The organism is Faecalibacter sp. (assembly GCF_057177045.1).
In genome coordinates this window covers 53,915-74,461 of sequence record NZ_CM169987.1, presented here as the reverse complement: position 1 = coordinate 74,461, position 20,547 = coordinate 53,915, and the positions used below count along the sequence as shown (strand labels likewise).

At 33.1% G+C, this 20,547-nt stretch carries 14 protein-coding genes; 7 read left to right on the top strand and 7 right to left on the bottom strand.

What is annotated here, in order from left to right:
- Nucleotides 1-8: 8 nt before the first annotated feature.
- Nucleotides 9-3,725 carry a metallophosphoesterase gene (locus AC1QSP_RS00320; RefSeq protein WP_484079261.1) on the bottom strand — a complete coding sequence of 1,239 codons (3,717 nt, stop codon included), beginning with the start codon at nucleotides 3,723-3,725 and terminating at the stop codon, nucleotides 9-11.
- A 25-nt stretch (nucleotides 3,726-3,750) separates the two neighbouring features.
- On the opposite strand from AC1QSP_RS00320, the gene AC1QSP_RS00315 reads away from it, so the two are divergent.
- Nucleotides 3,751-4,941, top strand: a complete 1,191-nt coding sequence (locus AC1QSP_RS00315; RefSeq protein WP_484079260.1) for a Pycsar system effector family protein — start codon at nucleotides 3,751-3,753, stop codon at nucleotides 4,939-4,941.
- Here the strand turns inward: AC1QSP_RS00315 and AC1QSP_RS00310 are convergent.
- The 4 genes from AC1QSP_RS00310 to AC1QSP_RS00295 all read right to left on the bottom strand — a co-directional run bounded on the left by AC1QSP_RS00310 (nucleotide 4,938) and on the right by AC1QSP_RS00295 (nucleotide 9,896).
- Complete coding sequence (locus tag AC1QSP_RS00310) at nucleotides 4,938-7,226, bottom strand: GAF domain-containing protein (RefSeq protein ID WP_484079259.1); 2,289 nt, start codon at nucleotides 7,224-7,226, stop codon at nucleotides 4,938-4,940. The genes AC1QSP_RS00315 and AC1QSP_RS00310 overlap by 4 nt on opposite strands.
- A gap of 60 nt (nucleotides 7,227-7,286) precedes the next feature.
- Entirely contained in the window at nucleotides 7,287-8,042 is a 756-nt protein-coding gene (yaaA, locus tag AC1QSP_RS00305; protein ID WP_322970512.1) for a peroxide stress protein YaaA, read from the bottom strand.
- A 15-nt stretch (nucleotides 8,043-8,057) separates the two neighbouring features.
- Nucleotides 8,058-8,678, bottom strand: a complete 621-nt coding sequence (locus AC1QSP_RS00300) for an L-threonylcarbamoyladenylate synthase (RefSeq protein ID WP_322970513.1) — start codon at nucleotides 8,676-8,678, stop codon at nucleotides 8,058-8,060.
- 126 nt (nucleotides 8,679-8,804) lie between these two features.
- The gene (locus AC1QSP_RS00295; RefSeq protein ID WP_322970514.1) at nucleotides 8,805-9,896 is read right to left on the bottom strand and encodes a M42 family metallopeptidase; all 1,092 of its coding nucleotides are present in this window, start codon (nucleotides 9,894-9,896) and stop codon (nucleotides 8,805-8,807) included.
- A 60-nt stretch (nucleotides 9,897-9,956) separates the two neighbouring features.
- Between AC1QSP_RS00295 and AC1QSP_RS00290 the strand changes: the two genes are divergently transcribed.
- From AC1QSP_RS00290 to AC1QSP_RS00275, 4 genes are all read left to right on the top strand, one after another.
- Nucleotides 9,957-10,598, top strand: coding sequence for a DUF4294 domain-containing protein (locus AC1QSP_RS00290; protein ID WP_484079258.1), 642 nt, complete (start codon nucleotides 9,957-9,959; stop codon nucleotides 10,596-10,598).
- Between the two features lie 60 nt (nucleotides 10,599-10,658).
- Nucleotides 10,659-11,645, top strand: a complete 987-nt coding sequence (pfkA, locus tag AC1QSP_RS00285; RefSeq protein WP_484079257.1) for a 6-phosphofructokinase — start codon at nucleotides 10,659-10,661, stop codon at nucleotides 11,643-11,645.
- A gap of 38 nt (nucleotides 11,646-11,683) precedes the next feature.
- A complete protein-coding gene (gap, locus tag AC1QSP_RS00280) occupies nucleotides 11,684-12,688 on the top strand; it encodes a type I glyceraldehyde-3-phosphate dehydrogenase (RefSeq protein ID WP_484079256.1) in 1,005 nt (334 codons plus the stop codon).
- 192 nt (nucleotides 12,689-12,880) lie between these two features.
- Nucleotides 12,881-13,474: an RNA polymerase sigma factor gene (locus tag AC1QSP_RS00275; protein ID WP_484079255.1), complete on the top strand. Its 594-nt coding sequence runs from the start codon at nucleotides 12,881-12,883 to the stop codon at nucleotides 13,472-13,474.
- 245 nt (nucleotides 13,475-13,719) lie between these two features.
- Here AC1QSP_RS00275 and AC1QSP_RS00270 read toward each other — a convergent pair whose 3' ends face one another.
- A complete protein-coding gene (locus AC1QSP_RS00270; RefSeq protein ID WP_484079254.1) occupies nucleotides 13,720-15,207 on the bottom strand; it encodes an aminoacyl-histidine dipeptidase in 1,488 nt (495 codons plus the stop codon).
- 89 nt (nucleotides 15,208-15,296) lie between these two features.
- Between AC1QSP_RS00270 and AC1QSP_RS00265 the strand changes: the two genes are divergently transcribed.
- Nucleotides 15,297-17,525 (top strand): T9SS type A sorting domain-containing protein, encoded by a 2,229-nt coding sequence (locus AC1QSP_RS00265; RefSeq protein WP_484079253.1) that lies wholly within the window; start codon nucleotides 15,297-15,299, stop codon nucleotides 17,523-17,525.
- Between the two features lie 49 nt (nucleotides 17,526-17,574).
- Here the strand turns inward: AC1QSP_RS00265 and AC1QSP_RS00260 are convergent, their stop codons facing one another.
- Nucleotides 17,575-18,609 (bottom strand): M28 family metallopeptidase, encoded by a 1,035-nt coding sequence (locus AC1QSP_RS00260; protein WP_322970520.1) that lies wholly within the window; start codon nucleotides 18,607-18,609, stop codon nucleotides 17,575-17,577.
- 135 nt (nucleotides 18,610-18,744) lie between these two features.
- Between AC1QSP_RS00260 and AC1QSP_RS00255 the strand changes: the two genes are divergently transcribed.
- Nucleotides 18,745-20,427, top strand: a complete 1,683-nt coding sequence (locus AC1QSP_RS00255) for an amino acid permease (RefSeq protein WP_484079252.1) — start codon at nucleotides 18,745-18,747, stop codon at nucleotides 20,425-20,427.
- Nucleotides 20,428-20,547: the final 120 nt, after the last annotated feature.

Below are 20,547 nucleotides of genomic sequence, written 5' to 3'. Positions count from 1 at the left end.
TTATTTTGTTAAAATCCAAAATTTAGTCCAAAAACAATTCGCCCTGGATCAGAGCCTTTAAAATAAGAAATTGATGCAGTTAACATTTGGGCTCCGTTCAACCAAATCCCTCCTCCAGCTGAAGAATGCCATTTGTCTGAACCTTCGTTATTTAGCCAAACGCGACCATAATCAAATCCACCAAAAATACCTAAACGCATCGGGATTCCAGCCTTAAACTTCACCATATCAAGACGTAAGTCCGTAGTCTGTAAAAATGATTTATCACCTGAAAAACGTCCAAAACGATATCCTCTTAAATCTTGATCACCACCCAATGTTATGGCTTGGTAAAATTCATAACCATTTCCAAAAATAGCCTTTCCTTTTACCATAGATGCAATGGTCAATTTTCCGTTAGCAGATAATTTATGTGTAAAACCTAAGTTCGCTTCTGTAGAAACAAAATTATTTTCTAATCGTTCGTTATTCGTAACCCATTTTGCATGAGCGAAAAACGTCATTCCTAAAGTTGGTAACGACTCATTATCATAATTTCTATACAGATAATTTGCTCCAACTTCAGTGAAATTCTGACCCCTAAATACCTGAGGATTAACATCAGGAGAATCAAAGACAACACGATCATGATTTTCTTCAACTTTAATAAACTTATAATTAGCGAAGAAATCCAATCGACCTGTATTTCTAAAGATTTTATATACCGAAGGTCCTACTTCATAACTTTGTTGACGTACTCGGTTATAATCCATTCCTAAATCTTTTTGATTATTGATGGATTCATTACCTAATCCAAAGAAATTCGTACTGAACGCCGGAGTGGTATAACGACCATTAATATCCAAATGCCATTTACCAATTGCTTTGATAAAAGTTCCTTTATACGTTGCTTCTACCCCTTGTGTGGCGAAAAAGTAGTTTAATTTTAAAGTATGTCGTTGCGAAAATGGTTTACGATCAAAACCATTAATTGTATAAGTTGGTGATAAACCTAATTTAACTCCATCATCTGGGTTATATCCAACATTCGGTAACATAGTAAATACATCATATATTGGTGCAGTATAATCATACGTATTGATTTCGTAATCATTTACAAATTTTTTCTGTGTTAAAAATGAAGAAGCTTCAGCTGAATTCCCATTCTTATAATCATATACACGCACATTTTTCGAACGCTTTACTTCATATACATCATCATCAATACCACCAATTAAGCGTAATAAAATTGGATTACGTCCTTTTCCATCAACTACAAATGTATCAGTATCATTTAAACCATATAAACGAATTTCTTTGGTTTCTTTACGGTCGAAAGTACGATCCAATAAAACCTCATCTGTATTTTTTGATATAATTTTAATGTGAGTTTTTCCTTTCGGTAAACGTGTAATATGGAAATCTTCTGGATCATTTGTACCTCTAATTATCACCAATTTCGATAAAACCTTATGATATTCTTTGGCAAAATTAACCAACTTCGTTTTTCGTTCAAGTAAACGATCTATGACCACTTGATCATAATTATTTTTAACTTCTTTTGGGAGTTTTTCGAATGATTTTGTTATAATTTCCTCGGTTAAATTTTGTTGAATAAATTCAGCTTGTGTCGTCCATTGCTCTAAATCCGAAGCTTCTAATAAAGCCAAATCAAGGTTATAAGGCTCTCGATTGAACCATTTTAAACTTTTTATATCATCTTTAAAATCTTGCATGTGACGCAATAATGGAATCCCCATGATGACATCAAATAAGAAACCATCATAACGTGGAAATACTTGGTCACGATCTCTTGGTATAGGGCGATAAATGGTTGTATTTCCTTCTTTAAATTCAGCCCAACGCCATTGATCAGCATGACGATCCCAATCTCCTACCAACATATCAAAAAGACGCACACGCATATACATTTCCTTATCCACAATTGTAGATGGTGATTTCTGTATATTGGCTAACATTTCATCTGTACTTACAATATCCAATGGATTTCCGAATCGTTCAACCGCATCATGTTCTACTGTTGGACGTTCTTCTATAAAATATAATTCATCTCCAAATCGTTCATTATACTCTTTTAATTGTGTCTGTTTTGGAACATAATATAATTTGGGATCCGCATGGAATATTCCTAATGCTTTTTGCATATCTGGAATAACCATTGGATAATACGGATGAGTTGTGGTATAAAAATCCAATAAGAATTTTTCTGTAAAAGTATTTTCAAACTCTTCAGCAACATATTCATTTTTGAATGCAACAGATTGAATAAAACGTGTTGCACTTTTCTTTACAGCACGCATATTATACTCTCTATTTTTATCATCTACTAAACGAAGAGAATTCGTTTGATGCCCACCTCCAGCTCGAATTGGCGTTAAACCACCATATAATTTCGATAAATCAACCGATGGCACACTTACTTCAGTTCCATACGTTTTACGGTAATGACGGCCAAAGAAAAATTTATAGATATCATTTTTTCGAGTAGCTTCTTTATCGTATACTGTTGACTTAACCAATCCAACGTCTGGATTTTGATAGCCTGGATCTTTATATTCTTTTTTTTCTTCCGTCAGTTGTTGAGAAAATAATAATTCGACATCCTCTTCTCTAAAACCATAATATTTAATTCGAGAGGCGCCATTGTCCATAATTTCTAAAACTGCATATCCTTTTCGTCCATACGAAAAATCATTTGGTCCCGATTTTTTTGCAGCTTGTTGTTTAGATGCCGATCCACTAATAATTTGTTTTAAATTATTTTGCTCTAAATATTGAAGATTATGATCATGTCCTGATACCACGATGACATTTGATCGATCTTGTATTAATGTTGAAATACGCGAAGCAAAATCACGATAAAAAGAATTCTGTAAATCTTGAGGACTTAATCCTGAAGTTGCACGGATTAAGTTTAATAAACTCCCCACAACCGGTAAAGGAAAGTAGTTATCAAACGGAAACAATTGTTGCTTTACACTATACTTTCCGCCATGAGAACCATTGGTAATTAATGGATGATGTGTAACAAGAACAGTTGTACGATTTTGAAATTTATTTAATTGGGATTCGATCTCTTCGAAAAAAGCTTCTCGAGTTTTGACATCACATTTCTCATTCAAATTCGGATGTTTATCCCAATCCTCTAGATACCATTGTGAATCTAACGTTATGACACCAATACTATCATTAACTTTTATCTTATCAATTCCACAACCATCTTTTGGGAGAAAGATCTTTTTTTGATCAATATGCTTTTTAATGTACTTTTCTTGTGCCTTTAAGCCCTCCAAACCATTATACCAATCATGATTTCCAGGAACAAACAATGTTTTTCCTTTAAAATTTTTCGCTAAGTTAATCTGAACATCCAATCGATTTTTACCTTCTCGATTTTCATCGGAATCTTTCTCAGGATTTAAACCTTTAGGATAGACATTATCCCCTAAAAAGACTAAATAGGATGAAGAATCTGCTTTTTCTAATTGAGCTTGTAAGAGTTTTAAATTGGACTGATTTTTTTCCAACGCTAATTCACCACCATCACCCAACAAGTAAAAGGATTGTATCACTTTTCCTTTAACTTGTACTTCTGTTTGATTTTTTACATTTTTACCAAATTGTGCATGATGAGTCGCACAAGATGTTAAGTAAAAAGATGATCCAACCAATAGATAGAGTGGATAATTTTTCTTAAAGTTGCAAAAAGTTGGCAGAATTTTCATAAATTAACTATTAAATATTAGCGTCATGCTTGATCCTTTAAATACGATCGAAAACTACATTTTTTCGTTGTTCAAAGATAACCTTTCTTTCGACTACACTTACCATAATTTTATGCATACAGTAATGGTAGTTGAAGCGGTTAAAAAACTGAGCAGACTTTCCGATGTATCACCTGAAGATGAATTTAATCTTTTGGTTGCCGCGTGGTTTCATGATACTGGTTATACCAAATCTTTGGAACAACATGAAAAACATAGTGCTACGATTGCAGCAGACTATTTGCGAGAACATCAATTTTCAGACCTAATTATTCAAGAAGTTGAAAAATTAATTCTTTCTACTGCAATTCATACAACTCCACAATCCTTACCAGAATTTATTATACGAGATGCAGATGGATTCCATCTGGGTCATGAAGAATACCCAAAATTTGCGGAATTACTTCGTAATGAAATTGCAAAAACCCATCATAAAGAGTTTACAGATTACGAATGGCATTTAGAAAATCGTAGTTTCTTTTTGAATTACCACCGATATTACAGTGATGCTGCCAAACAATTATGGCAAAATCAAAAAGATATGAATTTGATTTGGATTCAAAATAAAATCACTGAAATTGAAAAGATTGGTGAATCACTGAATAAATATGAATTAAAGAAAAAGAAAAATGATAAGATCCAACAAATGGATCGTGGAGTGGATACGTTATTTCGTGTAACTCTAAGTAACCACACCCGTTTAAGTGACATTGCGGACTCTAAAGCTAATATTTTACTTTCAGTTAATGCCATTATTATATCCATTGCGCTATCGACTTTAATTCCAAAATTAGGTTCACCTAAAAATGAATATTTACTGATCCCTTCCATTGTATTATTGGTCTCTAGCGTCGTTTCTATTGTATTTGCCATTCTTTCCACTAAACCAAAAGTGACCTATTCCAAGTTCACAGAAGAAGACATTAAAATGAGAAAAGTAAATTTATTATTCTTTGGAAACTTTTATCAAATGGCAATTGATTCTTATGAAGAAGCAATGGACGAATTAATCAAAGATCGAGATTATGTCTATAATTCTTTAACCCGAGATTTATATTTTTTAGGTAAAGTATTAGAACGTAAGTATCGTTTATTAAACATTACTTACACTCTATTTATGATTGGAATTATTTTATCTGTTTCGGCTTTTGCGATTGCATTATTCATCAACAATTAATGATATACGATAGGAACTCGTATTGCTCGTAACCCTCCTAAGCTTTGGAGTTCCTCTACTTCTAAATATTCAATCGTATGATGTAAAAAACCTTGTGCAATCAATTGATTTATACAATAGGTATACTCCTCACGTAAAATATCTTCTGTGTAAATCACGCAGATATGTCCAGGAATATTAATACGTTCATTACTTCCTTTGACATAAGCTTTGTTGATTCGTTTTTTAATGATTTCATATTTGGCATTATTATACCCATCCACATCAAATCGTTTTTCATCCAATTTAAACGTGATATCTAACGTTAAATTAGAACTTAAGATTAGACTTGCAATTTCCAAAGGCATTGGCAATGTTGTTTTAATGGCATGATAGCTTTGCTCTAATAAAATCATTGTTTTAATTTGCCAAAAGCGCAACTGACGAACAATTGAATAATCAAATGTATATTTAGGCGAAATACTGCGACCAACATACAAATTAAAATCAATACCATCGGTTTTAAATCGTTCGTAATAATGTGGTATAATGGTTTGTGCCTCTACCTGATATTGATCAAGCCCTGTAGATATTGTTTTATTTAATATTTGTATGGATTCATCAAACTTCTTACGTTCCACATAAAATAATCCTGTATAAGCATCTAATTTTCCTAAATAATCTGCAATGATGGATTCTTCATTTTCAAGAGTATAATTGGGAATTTCAGGATGTATATTCAACGAAATAAATTCAAAGATTTCACGTTCAAAATAGATTTTTTCTACTTGATCGATTCGGCTCAGAAACTTATTTAATTGTTCAATATCTTCTAAAAATTTTGTTTTACCTGAACGTCGGTACATTTCTTCACATACTTTGATCAAGAAATTCATTTGGTTCTGATAATCCATTTTCATGCATTGATTGCGTAGCATTGATGAACTTCGAACATCCAATTCGCCATAAAAAGGATAAACATCATTAAATGAAATTTCAGATTTCTTTTCCGCTGAATCAGGATTTAAAATAATTTCAATCGCTTTATTTTTAAACTTCCATTCGACACTAGGATGTAAAGAAGTGTATTCGGTCTGAATAAAGGAATTCACTTGATGCATAAATTCGATCGAATAACGATGAATCGAGTCTTCAATTAAAGGCAATAAATCTTTTAATAACGATGCATTGATTCGGTTGAAAGCTCCTGGAATTGAAGAGGCTATTTCCAAAATCCCTAAATTTTCATCACCTTTTCTTAAAGGATAGAGGATTATACTTTTTATGCCTTGCGCTAATAAATTATCAATCATTATATCACTTGAAAAACGTTCTTTATGTTTTTCAATATTAGAGATGACATAATAATTGGATGAAACAATTTGATCAATAAAATTGGTACAGAATAAATCGTCTCGTTTCATGGTTTTACCATGATTAAGGATTAAACTTTCTTTAATGGATTTATTTTGTAAACCTTCAATGGTGTTATTTTCGTCATTTAAACTTGAGAATCCAATGATTAAATCACTAATTCGAAAGATAGATTTCAAAGACTTTACAGCTTCATCATTGATATTATCCAAAATTTCGTTAATGGAAATCAAATTGGTTTTCAGATTCGATAACGCAATCTCAGTGGTGTTATCAAATAATGAAGCTATCGCTATTCCTTTTGCAACCCAAGAATTAGGAGGCATGTATTCGTACCAAAGTGATGTATTTTCATAATTATTTAATAAATCATCAATTTGATCTTTTGTTAATTCATATGATGGATCAATAGGATAAACATCAAAATAATCGATATCATAATGCACAGTATAAAAACTACTGTAACCTAAACCTTGATCAACTTCTATGGTATTGGTTTGGTTGGACTCTAAATTTATACCATAATAACGACTTAAAATAAAGCAACACGCCAATTTATAATAGTCATAAGCATTTAAATCTTGATATTTTGTTTTAATCACAACATGGTGACCATCGATAATCTGGTGCAATGATTCTGTCGGATAAATGTATTTCTCAATCATTGGAAAACATAACGCTTTCAGATTATTTTTCGTCATTGCACTCGGAATAATTTGTTCCAACAGTGGTGAAACATCTTTTAATAACGCCTCAAATTTATCAATTGAATCAACCCCATTAATAAGCTGCTCGACATTGACATGTAAAGAGGTTAAAAAAGTACGGATATCGACCATCTTATCATTTGAATTTTCTAATTCTTTGATAATACTGGCAAAACTATAAATCGGTTGAAACGGTAATTGAAATTGATTCGTTGAGTTATCCATAAGGTTAAAATAAAAAAAGGCTACATCATGCAGCCTTTATAAAATATAATGCCACGACGCTTATCGTGTAAAAATAAGTAAATTTTCTTTTGATAAATTTTCATCAAAACGATATCCATCCACATTAAAAGCTTTCACTTCTTCTAGGGTTTGGACATTATTTTCTGCACAGTAACGCGCCATAGCTCCCCTAGCATGTTTAAAGTACATCATGATTTTCTTTAATTTCCCATCTTTATAATCCTGAAATTCGACCTCAACCATTGGTACTTTCAATGCTTTTTTATCTAAAACTTTAGCATATTCATTACTTGCTAAATTCAAAATAAATTCGTCTTTCTTCAATTTAGAATTAAAGAATGGTGTTAAAATTTCTTTCCAAAAACCATAAAGATTTTTAGAACCATTAACATCTAGTTTAGATCCCATTTCTAAGCGATAAAGCATCACTTTATCTGTCGGTCGAAGCATTCCATACAAACCAGACAATAAAAATACGTTCTGATTCAAATAATTTTGAGCCTCTACTGAAAGTGTTTCTGCATCCAAAGCACGATAGACTTCACCTTTAAAAGCTAAAGCTGCTGAAACCGATTGTTTTGCAGTCGGTTTTATATTCCACGCCTGATTACGTTCCACATTCATCGTAGCAATATCCTTAGAAATTTTCATCAATTGTTCTAAATCGTTTGCACTCATCTCTTTCATTACATTCATAATCTCTTGTGAATGTTCTAAGAATTGAGGAGTTGTCGTTTTCCAATTCGCATTGGTTTCTAAACTCATCATTTTAGCAGGCGAAAGTAATATCTTCATTCTTAATGTATCGTATTATAAATATTGTTCTATATCTCCTTTTCCCTCACGCAGAACTTCAACTCCATCAGTCATGTCCACAATAGTAGATGCCACATTATCACCATAACCACTATCGACTACAGCATCGACCAAATTTTCCCATTTCTCAAAGATCAATTCTGGATCTGTCGTATATTCAATGATTTCATCTTCATCACGAATTGAAGTGGATGCAATTGGATTACCTAATTTTTCAACAATCATCTGTGGCACTAAATGATCTGGGACACGAATACCTACTGTTTTCTTCCCTTTGTATGCTGAGGGTAGATTTTTAGAAGCATTCATTACAAACGTAAAAGGGCCAGGTAAAGCACGTTTTAAAATTCGAAATGTACTGTTATCAATAGGTAAAGTAAAATTAGAAAGATGACTCAAATCATTACAAACAATCGAAAATTGCGATTTGTCCAATTTAACTCCTTTAATTCGAGCTAATTTCTCCATTGCCTTTTGATTGGTAATATCACAACCTAAACCGTAAACGGTATCTGAAGGATAAATTACTAAACCTCCATCACGTAGGATTTTAACGACTTGATCGATTGCTTTTTCTTGAGGATTTTCTGGATGTATTCTGATATATTCTGCCATGGTTGATTATTTATTCAAATATACAAATTATCAAAGAGATGAAGTTTAAACCGAATTGTACTTTCAAATCACACGATAAATTTAAGATATTAAAAAAGGCTATCCTTTAAGATAGCCTTTCGATATTTAATAGTTATGATATTTAAAATTGTGACCCGATTTTATATTTTTTACTGATTGGTAAATTAATTCAATTACGTTTTTTACATCCGATTGATGGACCATTTCAACCGTGGTATGCATATATCGTAAAGGTAATGAAATTAATGCTGAAGGAACACCTCCGTTGCTATAAGCAAATGCATCTGTATCTGTACCTGTTACACGAGAAGCTGCTGCACGTTGAAAAGGAATATTATTTTTTTCTGCTGCATCAATAATTAATTCACGTAAATTATTTTGTACCGCTGGCGCATAATAAATAACTGGTCCATCACCACATTTTTGTTCACCTTCCTTCGATTTTGTAATCATTGGAGTCGTCGTATCATGAGTAACATCTGTAATAATAGCTACATTGGGTTGAATGGTTTGTGTTACCATTTCTGCACCACGCAATCCAACCTCTTCTTGAACAGCATTAACGATATATAATCCGTAATCTAATTGATCTTTGTTTTCAAATAATTTACGAGCTACCTCTGCAATCATAAATCCCCCCATTCGATTATCAATGGCACGACACACAAAATAACGATCGTTCAGAGTAAAGAATTCATCAGGATAAGTAATAACGCACCCTACGTGGATACCTAATTCTAATACTTCATCTTTTGATGTACATCCACAATCAATCCAAATTTTATCTTGTGTAGGAGCTTCTTCTTTCCCTCCTTGACGTAAATGAATCGCTGGCCATCCGAACACTCCTTTTACAATTCCTTTTTTCGTATGGATATTTACAACTTTTGAAGGAGCAATCATATGATCTGATCCCCCATTTCGTACAACATAAATTAAACCATCCTCGGAAATGTAATTCACAAACCAAGATATTTCATCGGCATGAGCTTCAATCACAACTTTATAAGGAGCTTCTGGATTAATAATACCATAAGCTGTCCCATAATTATCGGTTCTAATTTCATCCACATAAGGTTGGATATAATCGATCCAAACTTTTTGTCCTGCTGATTCGAAACCTGTTGGTGATGCCGTATTTAAATATGTAGTTAAAAAATCTAATGATTGTTTATCAAATAAATTATTTGTTGCCATGTTATGTTTTATTTCAAACAAATATACTACATTAGGAACAATTTTTGAAGTTGATTGAATATGAAGTTTTACATTAATTTACTCCTTTGTTTTGTTGGAATGAATATGGTAAATGCTCAAGTTTTTGGGCTTGATTTAGGAGTATCTTCAAGCAATGAAATTAAACAAGATGAATTCCTTGACGAAGATCTTGTGCCCATCGATACCATCTATTTAAAAGATTCTGAATTCTATTCCGTTCAACTCAAAACAGATCTCGAAAAAAAATATTATTATTGGCTTAGAAAAAGAGTCCGTGATGTTTGGCCATACGTTCGTACTGCGGTAAGAGAGTACAATGAAGTGATGGATACGGTAAGTACCATGGATAAGCGTCGAGATCAAAAACGTTACATCAAACAACGACAACGCGCACTAGCAGAACAATTTGAGTCTCAATTAAAGAATATGACCGTTTCTCGAGGTCAAATTCTTACCAAATTAATACATAAAGAAACCAATAAAACAACTTACGATATTATCAAAGAACTTCGTGGAGGAGTTTCTGCGTTTCTATATAACACAGCAGGTGGTGCTTATAATATCAATTTAAAAGAAACTTTCGACCCCAAACGAACACGAGAAGATTTATATATTATTGTCATACTACAACGGGATATCGCTAGTGGTATTCTCAAACCTATTTATGATGACAATGAATAATCATATTTTAGTATCGATTCAACATATTTATTATATTTGAAATAATAAAAGGGAAAAAACGTGACTTCATCTACTATAAAAAAAATTGGTGTCTTGACCTCAGGTGGAGATGCACCAGGAATGAATGCTGCCTTACGTGCAGTCGTTAGAGCGTGTAAATATTATAATGTAACTTCTATTGGTATTAAACAAGGTTACGAAGGTTTAATCCAAAATGATATGGTCGAATTAGGACCACGTTCAGTAAAAAACATTATTAATCAAGGAGGAACTTTCTTAATGACAGCGCGTTCAGAAGAATTCAGAACCAAAGAAGGTCGTCAAAAAGCATATAATCATTTAAAAGAAAATGAAATTGATGCATTAGTGGTTATCGGGGGTGATGGATCTTTTACTGGAGCTAATATTTTTCATCAAGAATTTGGAATTCCATTTATCGGAGTACCTGGTACAATCGACAATGACATTTTCGGTACTGATTTTACCATTGGTTATGATACAGCTTTAAATACAGTGGTAGAAGCCATTGACAAATTACGCGATACAGCAACTTCTCATAACCGAGTATTTTTCGTAGAAGTGATGGGACGTGATGCTGGTTTTATTGCTCTTAATAGTGGTATAGCCTCTGGTGCTCAAGATATCTTAATCCCAGAGGAAAAAGATAGTGTTGAAGAATTGTGCGAATCTTTAGAACGTTCTTCAGAATCGGGCAAAAATTCTTCAATTGTAGTTATTGCTGAAGGGGAACAATTAGGTGGTGTTTATGAAATCGCCAAACAAGTGAAAGAAAGACATCCAGAATATGATATCCGAGTAACAGTATTAGGACATATCCAACGTGGAGGTTCGCCTTCATGTCATGATCGTGTCTTAGCTTCTCGTTTAGGTATTGCTGCCGTAGAAGGTTTACTTGATGGTAAAACTAATTTAATGGCTGGGATCCAATCCAATAAAGTAGTTTTTACACCAATTGAAGAAGCCATTAAAAAACACAATGAAATCGATAAAGAACTAATCAAAGTTTCTAATATTCTAGCGATTTAATTTCAAATAATAAAAGGGAAAAAATATATATCAAAACTATGTCAAAAATTAAAGTTGGAATCAATGGATTCGGACGCATCGGTCGTTTAGTCTTCCGTGTGTTAACTGAAAGAGAAAATGTTGAAGTTGTCGGAATCAACGATTTGGTTGATGCTGATTATTTAGCGTATATGCTAAAATATGATTCAGTTCATGGAGCATTTAAAGGTGAAATTGCTGTTGAAGGAAATACCTTAATTGTTAATGGTAAATCTATTCGTGTAACCGCTGAAAAAGACCCTGCGAACCTTAAATGGAATGAAGTGGGTGCTGAATATATTGTGGAAGCAACAGGAATTTTCATGACAAAAGAAACAGCAGGAAAACATATTGAAGCAGGAGCTAAAAAAGTAATTTTAACTGGACCTTCTAAAGATGACACACCAATGTTTGTTATGGGGGTTAATCATGATCAATTAACAGCAGAAGATACGATTATTTCGAATGCTTCATGTACGACAAATTGTTTAGCACCATTAGCGAAAGTAATTCACGAAAATTTCGGAATCGCTGAAGGGTTGATGACTACAGTGCATGCGACTACTGCAACACAAAAAACGGTGGATGGACCATCTGCAAAAGATTGGAGAGGTGGACGAAGCGCCATGAATAACATTATCCCTTCTTCAACTGGTGCTGCTAAAGCTGTTGGAAAAGTAATTCCAGAATTAAATGGAAAATTAACAGGGATGTCTTTCCGTGTACCTACGGTTGATGTATCAGTCGTTGATTTAACGGTTCGCTTAGAAAAAGAAACCAACTATGATGAAATCAAAAAAGTAATGAAAGATGCAGCAAATGGTTCACTAAAAGGGATCGTTGGTTATACAGAAGATGCTGTAGTCTCTCAAGATTTTATTGGAGATACAAGAACATCGATTTTTGACGCTGGAGCAGGCATCATGTTATCTCCTACTTTTGTAAAGCTTGTAGCATGGTATGATAACGAAATTGGCTACTCTAACAAAGTTGTTGATTTATTAGAGCATTCCGCTAAATTGTAATAAATTAATAATTTTAAACAATATTTATTAAAAGCTCTTCAACAGAAGGGCTTTTTTTGTATTTTTTTATGTTAAAATTATACTTTTAATAAGATTTAATTTTATATTTGATTCAATAATCATAAACAATACTGCTTATCGAAACATATTCTACTTTATAATTTAAACACAACTACTATAATTTAACATCATATGAATAACGTGGATGATTCTCTACTAATCGCTTCGTACCAGCAAGGGAACGAAGGGGCATTACAAACGTTAATAGAAAGATATAAAGGTAGAATATACAGTTTTATTTACTCTAAGGTTCTAGATCGAGATGTAACAGAAGATATCTTTCAAGATACTTTTGTTAAAGTTATTCTTACATTAAAAGGTGGGAAATATAACGATGAAGGAAAATTTTTACCTTGGGTAATGCGAATTGCTCATAACCTAACGATTGATCATTTCCGTTTAAATAAACGCCACAACATTATTAACGAAACTTCTCATTATAACGATGAATATAATATTTTTGATTACATCGGAATAATGGATGAATGTTCTGAAACTAAAATCATCAAAGAACAAATTGACGTGGATTTAAAAAATCTTGTCAAACAATTACCTGACGATCAACGTGAAGTCTTAGAACTACGAATTTTTAAAGACTTAAGTTTTAAAGAAATTGCGGAGGAAACGGATGTAAGCATCAATACTGCATTGGGTCGTATGCGTTATGCATTAATTAATTTAAGAAAAGTTATTGATAACAATAACATTATTTTAACAGTGGAGTGAAAATAAATCAAATCATTTAGCGTTTATTAAAAAATGATTGACAACGATGAATGACCCACAACCAAAATTAGAACCTAAAAACTCAACAATTCAAAAATTGCTATTGTATTCAAAGAGTATTAATTTACTCCAATCAAATATTTTAAAAGATAGAATTTTAATTCATATCAATTAAAGTTGTTTTAAATCAATAAAAAAAATCCGAAGTTACTTCTTCGGATTTTTTTTATCTAGAATATATTAAATTATATATTTTTTGCATTTGCACAGCTATAATCAACAGTATCCATTGGAATTTCTTTTAAAATATCTAACAAGTAATCCCAGAATTTTTGAACAGATGCGATCTCAACTTTCTCATCAGGCGAGTGAGCTCCTGTAATATTTGGTCCGAATGAAATCATATCCAATCCAGGATAATTTGTTCCAATAATTCCACACTCTAATCCTGCATGACATGCAACAACACGAGGTTCAGCTCCGAATTTATTTGCATAGATTCCTTTCATAATTTCTAAAATCTCAGAATGTGGATTTGCTTTCCAACCTGGGTAAGAACCTGAAAATTTTACGTCGTATCCTGCTAATTCAAAACTTGATTTTAAAGTTTCTGCTAATGCCATTTTGTTTGACTCTACAGATGAACGTGTTAAACATAACACTTTTACTTTTCCATCAATTACCTCAACACGAGCTACATTATTAGAGGTTTCAACTAAACCTTCTACATCTGGAGACATTCGATATACTCCATTAAAAGCCGCCATAATTGATTGAACAAATAATTTCGTATCTACTGTAGACATTGCCATATTTGCTTGGTCCGCTTCTTCTAAAGTAATCGTAATATTTTTTTCGATTGTTTGATATTCTTCTAGAATGTCAGCACGTAGCGCTTCATAAATCGTTTTAAAATCAGCTACGTTCGCCGTAGGAACAACAAATTTCACCCATGCTTCACGAGGAATCGCATTACGTAAACTTCCTCCTTCCATATGAACAATTTGTATCCCGTGTGCTAATCCAGCATTCAACAAACGAGCGATCAATTTATTTGAATTTCCTAATCCTTCATGAATTTGCATTCCTGAGTGACCACCATTTAAACCTTTTAAGGTTACAATAAACGTTTGTCCATCCACAGCAACAGGAGTATATTCTTTTTTCGCTGTAATATCAATTCCTCCAGCACAACCGATGTCTAATTCATCATCTTCTTCTGTATCTAAATTCAATAAAATTTTACCGGATAAGAAACCTCCCTTTAATCCTAAAGCTCCTGTCATTCCTGTTTCCTCATCAATCGTAAAGAAAGCTTCAATGGCTGGATGAGGAATATTTTTGGATTCTAAGATAGCCATGATGGTAGCTACTCCGATTCCATTATCTGCCCCTAAAGTCGTTCCATTTGCTGTAACAAAACGTCCGTCTTCAATGTACATTTCGATTCCTTGTGTATCGAAATCAAATTCAACATCATTGTTCTTTTGACAAACCATATCCAAGTGAGATTGCATCACGATGGTTTTACGATCTTCCATTCCAGGATAAGCTGCTTTTTTGATTAAAACATTTCCAACTTCATCCGTTTCCACTTTCAATCCTAAATCCTCACCAAATTTGATGATAAACTCACGTACTTTTTCTTCTTTTTTAGAAGGTCTTGGAACAGCATTTAAAGCCGAAAAATTCTTCCACAATGCCTTTGGTTCCAATAATAATATCTCTGACATTTTATTAAAATTATTTCCTTCAAAATTAAGAAACATAAAGGAAAAAGATGTAACTTCCCCTATTATATTAACACGTTTGAATAACATTTATGAGAAAATTTTTACTCCCTCTTATTTTATTGGGGAATTTTGCGTTTGCCCAAGTGACAGACCAAGGGACGATTTATAGCAAATCATTAGTTCATCATAATGATGTACCAGTTGTAATACTTCCTTCAATCAATATTGATCACTATAAGTCAGAAGATAGAATTAATGATCAAAATCCAACAAAACCATTCCGCTTCGGAGCAGAAATAGACACCAATTTTACAACTTCAAATTCAGGACAATGGGTGACATTGCCGAATGGAGATCGTATTTGGCAAATTACAGTTGAATCAAAAGATGCATTAACTTTAAATTTCTTATTTAATCACTACAATCTTTCTCCAAATGCTAAGCTGTATATGCACAATGAGAAAGGTCAATTTTTAGGATATTATACAGCAAACGAAAACAATAAAACACAGCAAGTAATTTCATGGCCTATTGATGGCTCTAAAATAACTGTTGAATTCTACGAACCAGCAGCCGAAAAAGGTGAATCAACTTTCGAGATTGCTAAAGTGGTTCATGGATACCGTACAATTACAACAAATGACAATGGAACAAAAGGATTAAATTCTTCTGGAAATTGTAATGTTGATGTTGGTTGCGAAGCAGGAAATGCTTGGGAAATGCAAAAAAATTCTGTAGCATTAATTTTAAATGGGACACAAGAATGGTGTTCTGGTACATTGGTAAATAATACGGCACAGGATGGTACACCTTATTTTTTAACAGCCAACCATTGTTATAGTTCAGCAACTCCAAACTGGACTTTCCGTTTCAAATGGATAAGTGAAAACCCAGATTGTGCGACTACTGCTCCAAGTGGTGATGGGCCACGAATTTATAGTATGAGTGGTGCAGAAATTGTTGCGCGTAGTCCTGCTACTGATGTAATGCTTTTACGCTTAAACAATGAAATACCTATTGATTGGCAATTAACTTATGCGGGATGGGATCGTACGGGAGATACGCCAGAGAATGTAACAGGATTACATCATCCTGCTGGAGATATTATGAAAATTGCACAATATTATACGGCACCTTTAAAAACTTCACGTTATAGTATTTCAGGATGGGAAATTCCAGCTTGGGATTTAGGAGTAACGGAAGGAGGATCTTCTGGTTCAGGATTATTTGACCACAATGGTCGTATTATTGGACAATTGTACGGAGGAGAAGCAGCATGTTCTGGACTTACTACGAATGGGAAACACGATAACTATGGACGTTTTGACGTTTCGTGGGAAGGTGGAGGAACTTCAGCTACTCGATTAAAAGATTGGTTAGATCCTACAAATTCTGGCGTAATGACTACAGATCATTTTGTAAAAGAATTACTAGCTACTGACCTATCCGTAAATGCAGTAACAGTAAATGAAGGTTGTGATTCTTCTGTCGCCCCAGTTGTCGTAATAAAAAACTCGGGACAAACTACAGTAAACCAATTCGTTGTTAAATACAAATACAATGATGGAGAAGAAAATACAATGACCATCAATGAATCATTAGCTTCAAATCAAACATACAACTTAACATTACCAGAACAAGAATTAAACGCTGGTGACCATACCATTCAAGTTCAGGCAATATTAGAAGGTGATTTAAATACCAACAATAACAGTAGAACAACTTCATTCCATATATTGGAAGCATTAAACTCAAATAAGGTCATTTTAACCCTTCGAACAGATAACTATGCGCGTGAAACTACTTGGAAATTGCGTAATTCTTCAGGTCAAATTGTTGCTCAAAATGGAACGTTGCAGAATGCTACAAATTACACCCATGAATTTGATAATTTAGCAAACGATTGCTACACGTTTGAAATTTCAGATAGCGCTGGTGATGGAATCTGTTGTAATTATGGTCAAGGTAATTATAGTTTAACGTTACCGGATGGAACAATTTTAAAACAAGGTGGTGATTTTGGATCTAGTGAATCCACTTTATTCAAATTAGATTATATTTTAAATACATCAGATCTTGCATCAAAAGAAATTGCGATTTATCCAAATCCAACGAATGATGCCATTACATTAAGTGTTCCAGAAAAGTTTGGTAAATACTCTTATGAAATCTATTCTACTTTAGGACAAAAGCTAAAAGCAGGTGAAGGGAAAGGTAACCATAAACTGAACTTAAAATCACTTGGTAAAGGTACTTTTGTTATCAAAGTAAAAACTGATAAAGGAATTTCAATCTCCAAAAAAGTTATTGTAAAATAATGATTTAAATAAAAAAAAGCCCTTCTAATCGAAGGGCTTTTTATTTATATTATCGACCAGTAGTCGGCATTGGTGATTCTTTATCCACAACAGGACGATTTTCAGCATTAGCTAATTTCCAAATGGTATTGAAAGCTAATTTTGTACGACGTGTTAATAGATCGTATTCAATTTTATCTGGCGTATCTGACGGACGGTGGTAATCGTCATGTACTCCATTAAAAAAGAAAACCGATGGAATATTATGTTTTGCAAAGTTATAGTGGTCTGAACGATAATAGAAACGATTCGGATCATCTGGCGTATTATAACGCATATCCAAATCAATTCCTAACCCTTCGTTGGCTGCTAATACTGCTTTATGCAAATCAGAAGATAACATTTCAGATCCAATCACATAAACGAAATCTCTTGTTTTCTCATCATGATCTTTATCTACACGACCAATCATATCGATATTCACATTGGCAATGGTATTTGCTAAAGGAAAAATTGGATGCTCTGAATAATATTTAGAACCTAATAATCCTTTCTCTTCTCCAGAAACGTGCAAAAACAAAATTGAGCGTTTTGGACGAATTCCTTTTTTCTCTGCTTCACGGAAAATGCGACCAATTTCCATTACAGCAACCGTTCCTGAACCGTCATCATCAGCACCTGGGTATAATTCTCCATTTTTGATTCCATCATGATCATAATGTGCTGAAATCACAACAATTTCTTCTGGTTTCTCTGATCCTTCAATAAATCCCATCACATTTCGCATCTCCCCTTTTACACGGTTAAATGTTGCTGCTGGAATAATTTGGAAATAATTTCCTTTTGGTCCATTAATTCCTAATTCTTTATAATAATTGGCAATATAGTTACCTGCTCTTACTTCTCCTTCGGTTCCTGCATTACGACCTTCCATTTCTGGACCTGCTATAATATATAGCTGTTTTTTTAACTGTGCTTCAGAAATCTGATCAACGTACTTTGGTAAAATTTTTTCATATTTCTCTGTTGTCAGAGCCGTATGAGTTGAACAACCCGTAGCCGTAAAAAACGTCAACGCAGTTAATGCAATTAAAATCTGTTTCATGTGAATTTTTTAAATTAGTTTGCTGATAATTGTGAATTTTATTCAGTATAACTTGAATTACTTTATAAATAAACAAAAAATAAACGAATTTTTATATCTTGTAATTATATTTGTCCCCTAAATTTTATCCAATATATGTCCCAATTATTCAAGAAAAAATCGGTTGACCAAATTTTATCCGATGCAGAAAAAAACCCCAACTCACTATCAAAGACACTTGGCGTAACAGACCTTGTAAGTTTAGGAATTGCTGCTATTGTAGGAGCTGGAATTTTCAGTACAATTGGATTAGCGGCATTTAATGGAGGTCCTGCAATTTCACTTTTATTTGTATTTGTTGCCTTTGCTTGTGTATTTACAGCACTTTCATATGCACAATTTGCCAGTACTGTTCCCGTATCAGGCTCTGCCTATACTTATGCCTATGTGGCATTTGGTGAATTATTTGCGTGGATTATTGGATGGGCATTAATTCTTGAATATGCGGTTTCTAATATGGTCGTCGCCATTTCATGGTCTCAATATTTTGTATCTATGTGCGAAGGCTTTGGAATACATATTCCTAAATGGTTGACCATGGCACCTCAATATGCGACTGAAGCTTATCAAAAATCAGTTGAACTTGGTGTAGATAAGTTAACTGGAGTTGAAAAAGTGGCGCTAGAAGCATACAATACAGCTCCAAATATTGGTGGATTGCCTGTAATTTTTGATTTACCTGCAGGTATAATTACAGTATTAGTTACACTTTTAGTATATATTGGGATTAAAGAATCCAAACGTGCAAGTAACATAATGGTCATCATTAAAATTGGAATTATTTTAGCGGTAATTATTGGTGGTGCTTTCTTTGTAAAACCGGAAAACTGGACGCCATTTGCACCAAATGGATTAGGAGGTGTGATGGGTGGAGTTGCTGCTGTATTCTTTGCTTTTATTGGATTCGATTCGATTTCAACAACTGCAGAAGAATGTAAAAATCCTCAACGCGATTTACCACGAGCGATGATCGCTTGTTTAATTATATGTGCTTTACTATATGTTTCCATTACGTTAGTTTTAACTGGAATGGTTAACTATACAAATTTAAATGTAAAAGATCCATTGGCTTATGTTTTCCAACACGTTGGATTTGACCACATGGCTGGGATTATTTCTGTTACTTCTGTTGTGGCCATTACAAGTGCTTTATTGGTCTTTCAATTGGCTCAACCTCGTATCTGGATGACAATGTCTCGTGATGGATTAATGCCTAAAAAATTCGCTCAAATTCACCCTAAATATAAAACGCCATCATTCGCGACAATTGTTACAGGTTTTGTAGTAGCAATCCCTGCATTGTTTTTGAAAATGGATTTCTTTGTGGATTTAACTTCCGTTGGAACATTCTTCGCGTTTATCGTCGTTTGTGGAGGAGTTTTATATATGGATCATACTGGATTATCTAAAAAAGCAAAATTTAAAGTACCTTATATTAATGGGAAATACTTAATTGGTTTAGGATTTATCGTTGGATTAATTTTATCATTTAAATATGGACATGAAGAATTAAGCCAATGGAAAGATTTAGGTGCTGATATTTTAATTCACAAATCTTTAGTTATTTTCTTCTGGTTAGTGTGGTTAACGTTAAGCATCTTGGCTTTCAAATACAAATTTTCTGTATTACCTGTAATCGGTATCTTAATTAACTTATACCTAATGAGCGAATTAGGTGCAAGTAACTGGATTATTTTTATCATATGGTTATTGATTGGATTAGTAATCTATTTTATTTATGGTAAAAAACACAGTAAATTAAAAGATCAAAATTCATAAAACATTAAAATATAATTCTAAAGGACTCTAATTAAGAGTCCTTTTTTTATTGCATTTAATCATTCAAAATCGATAAATAGCTTCTTTAATTCACCTCAAAACTTTACATTTGCACTATAA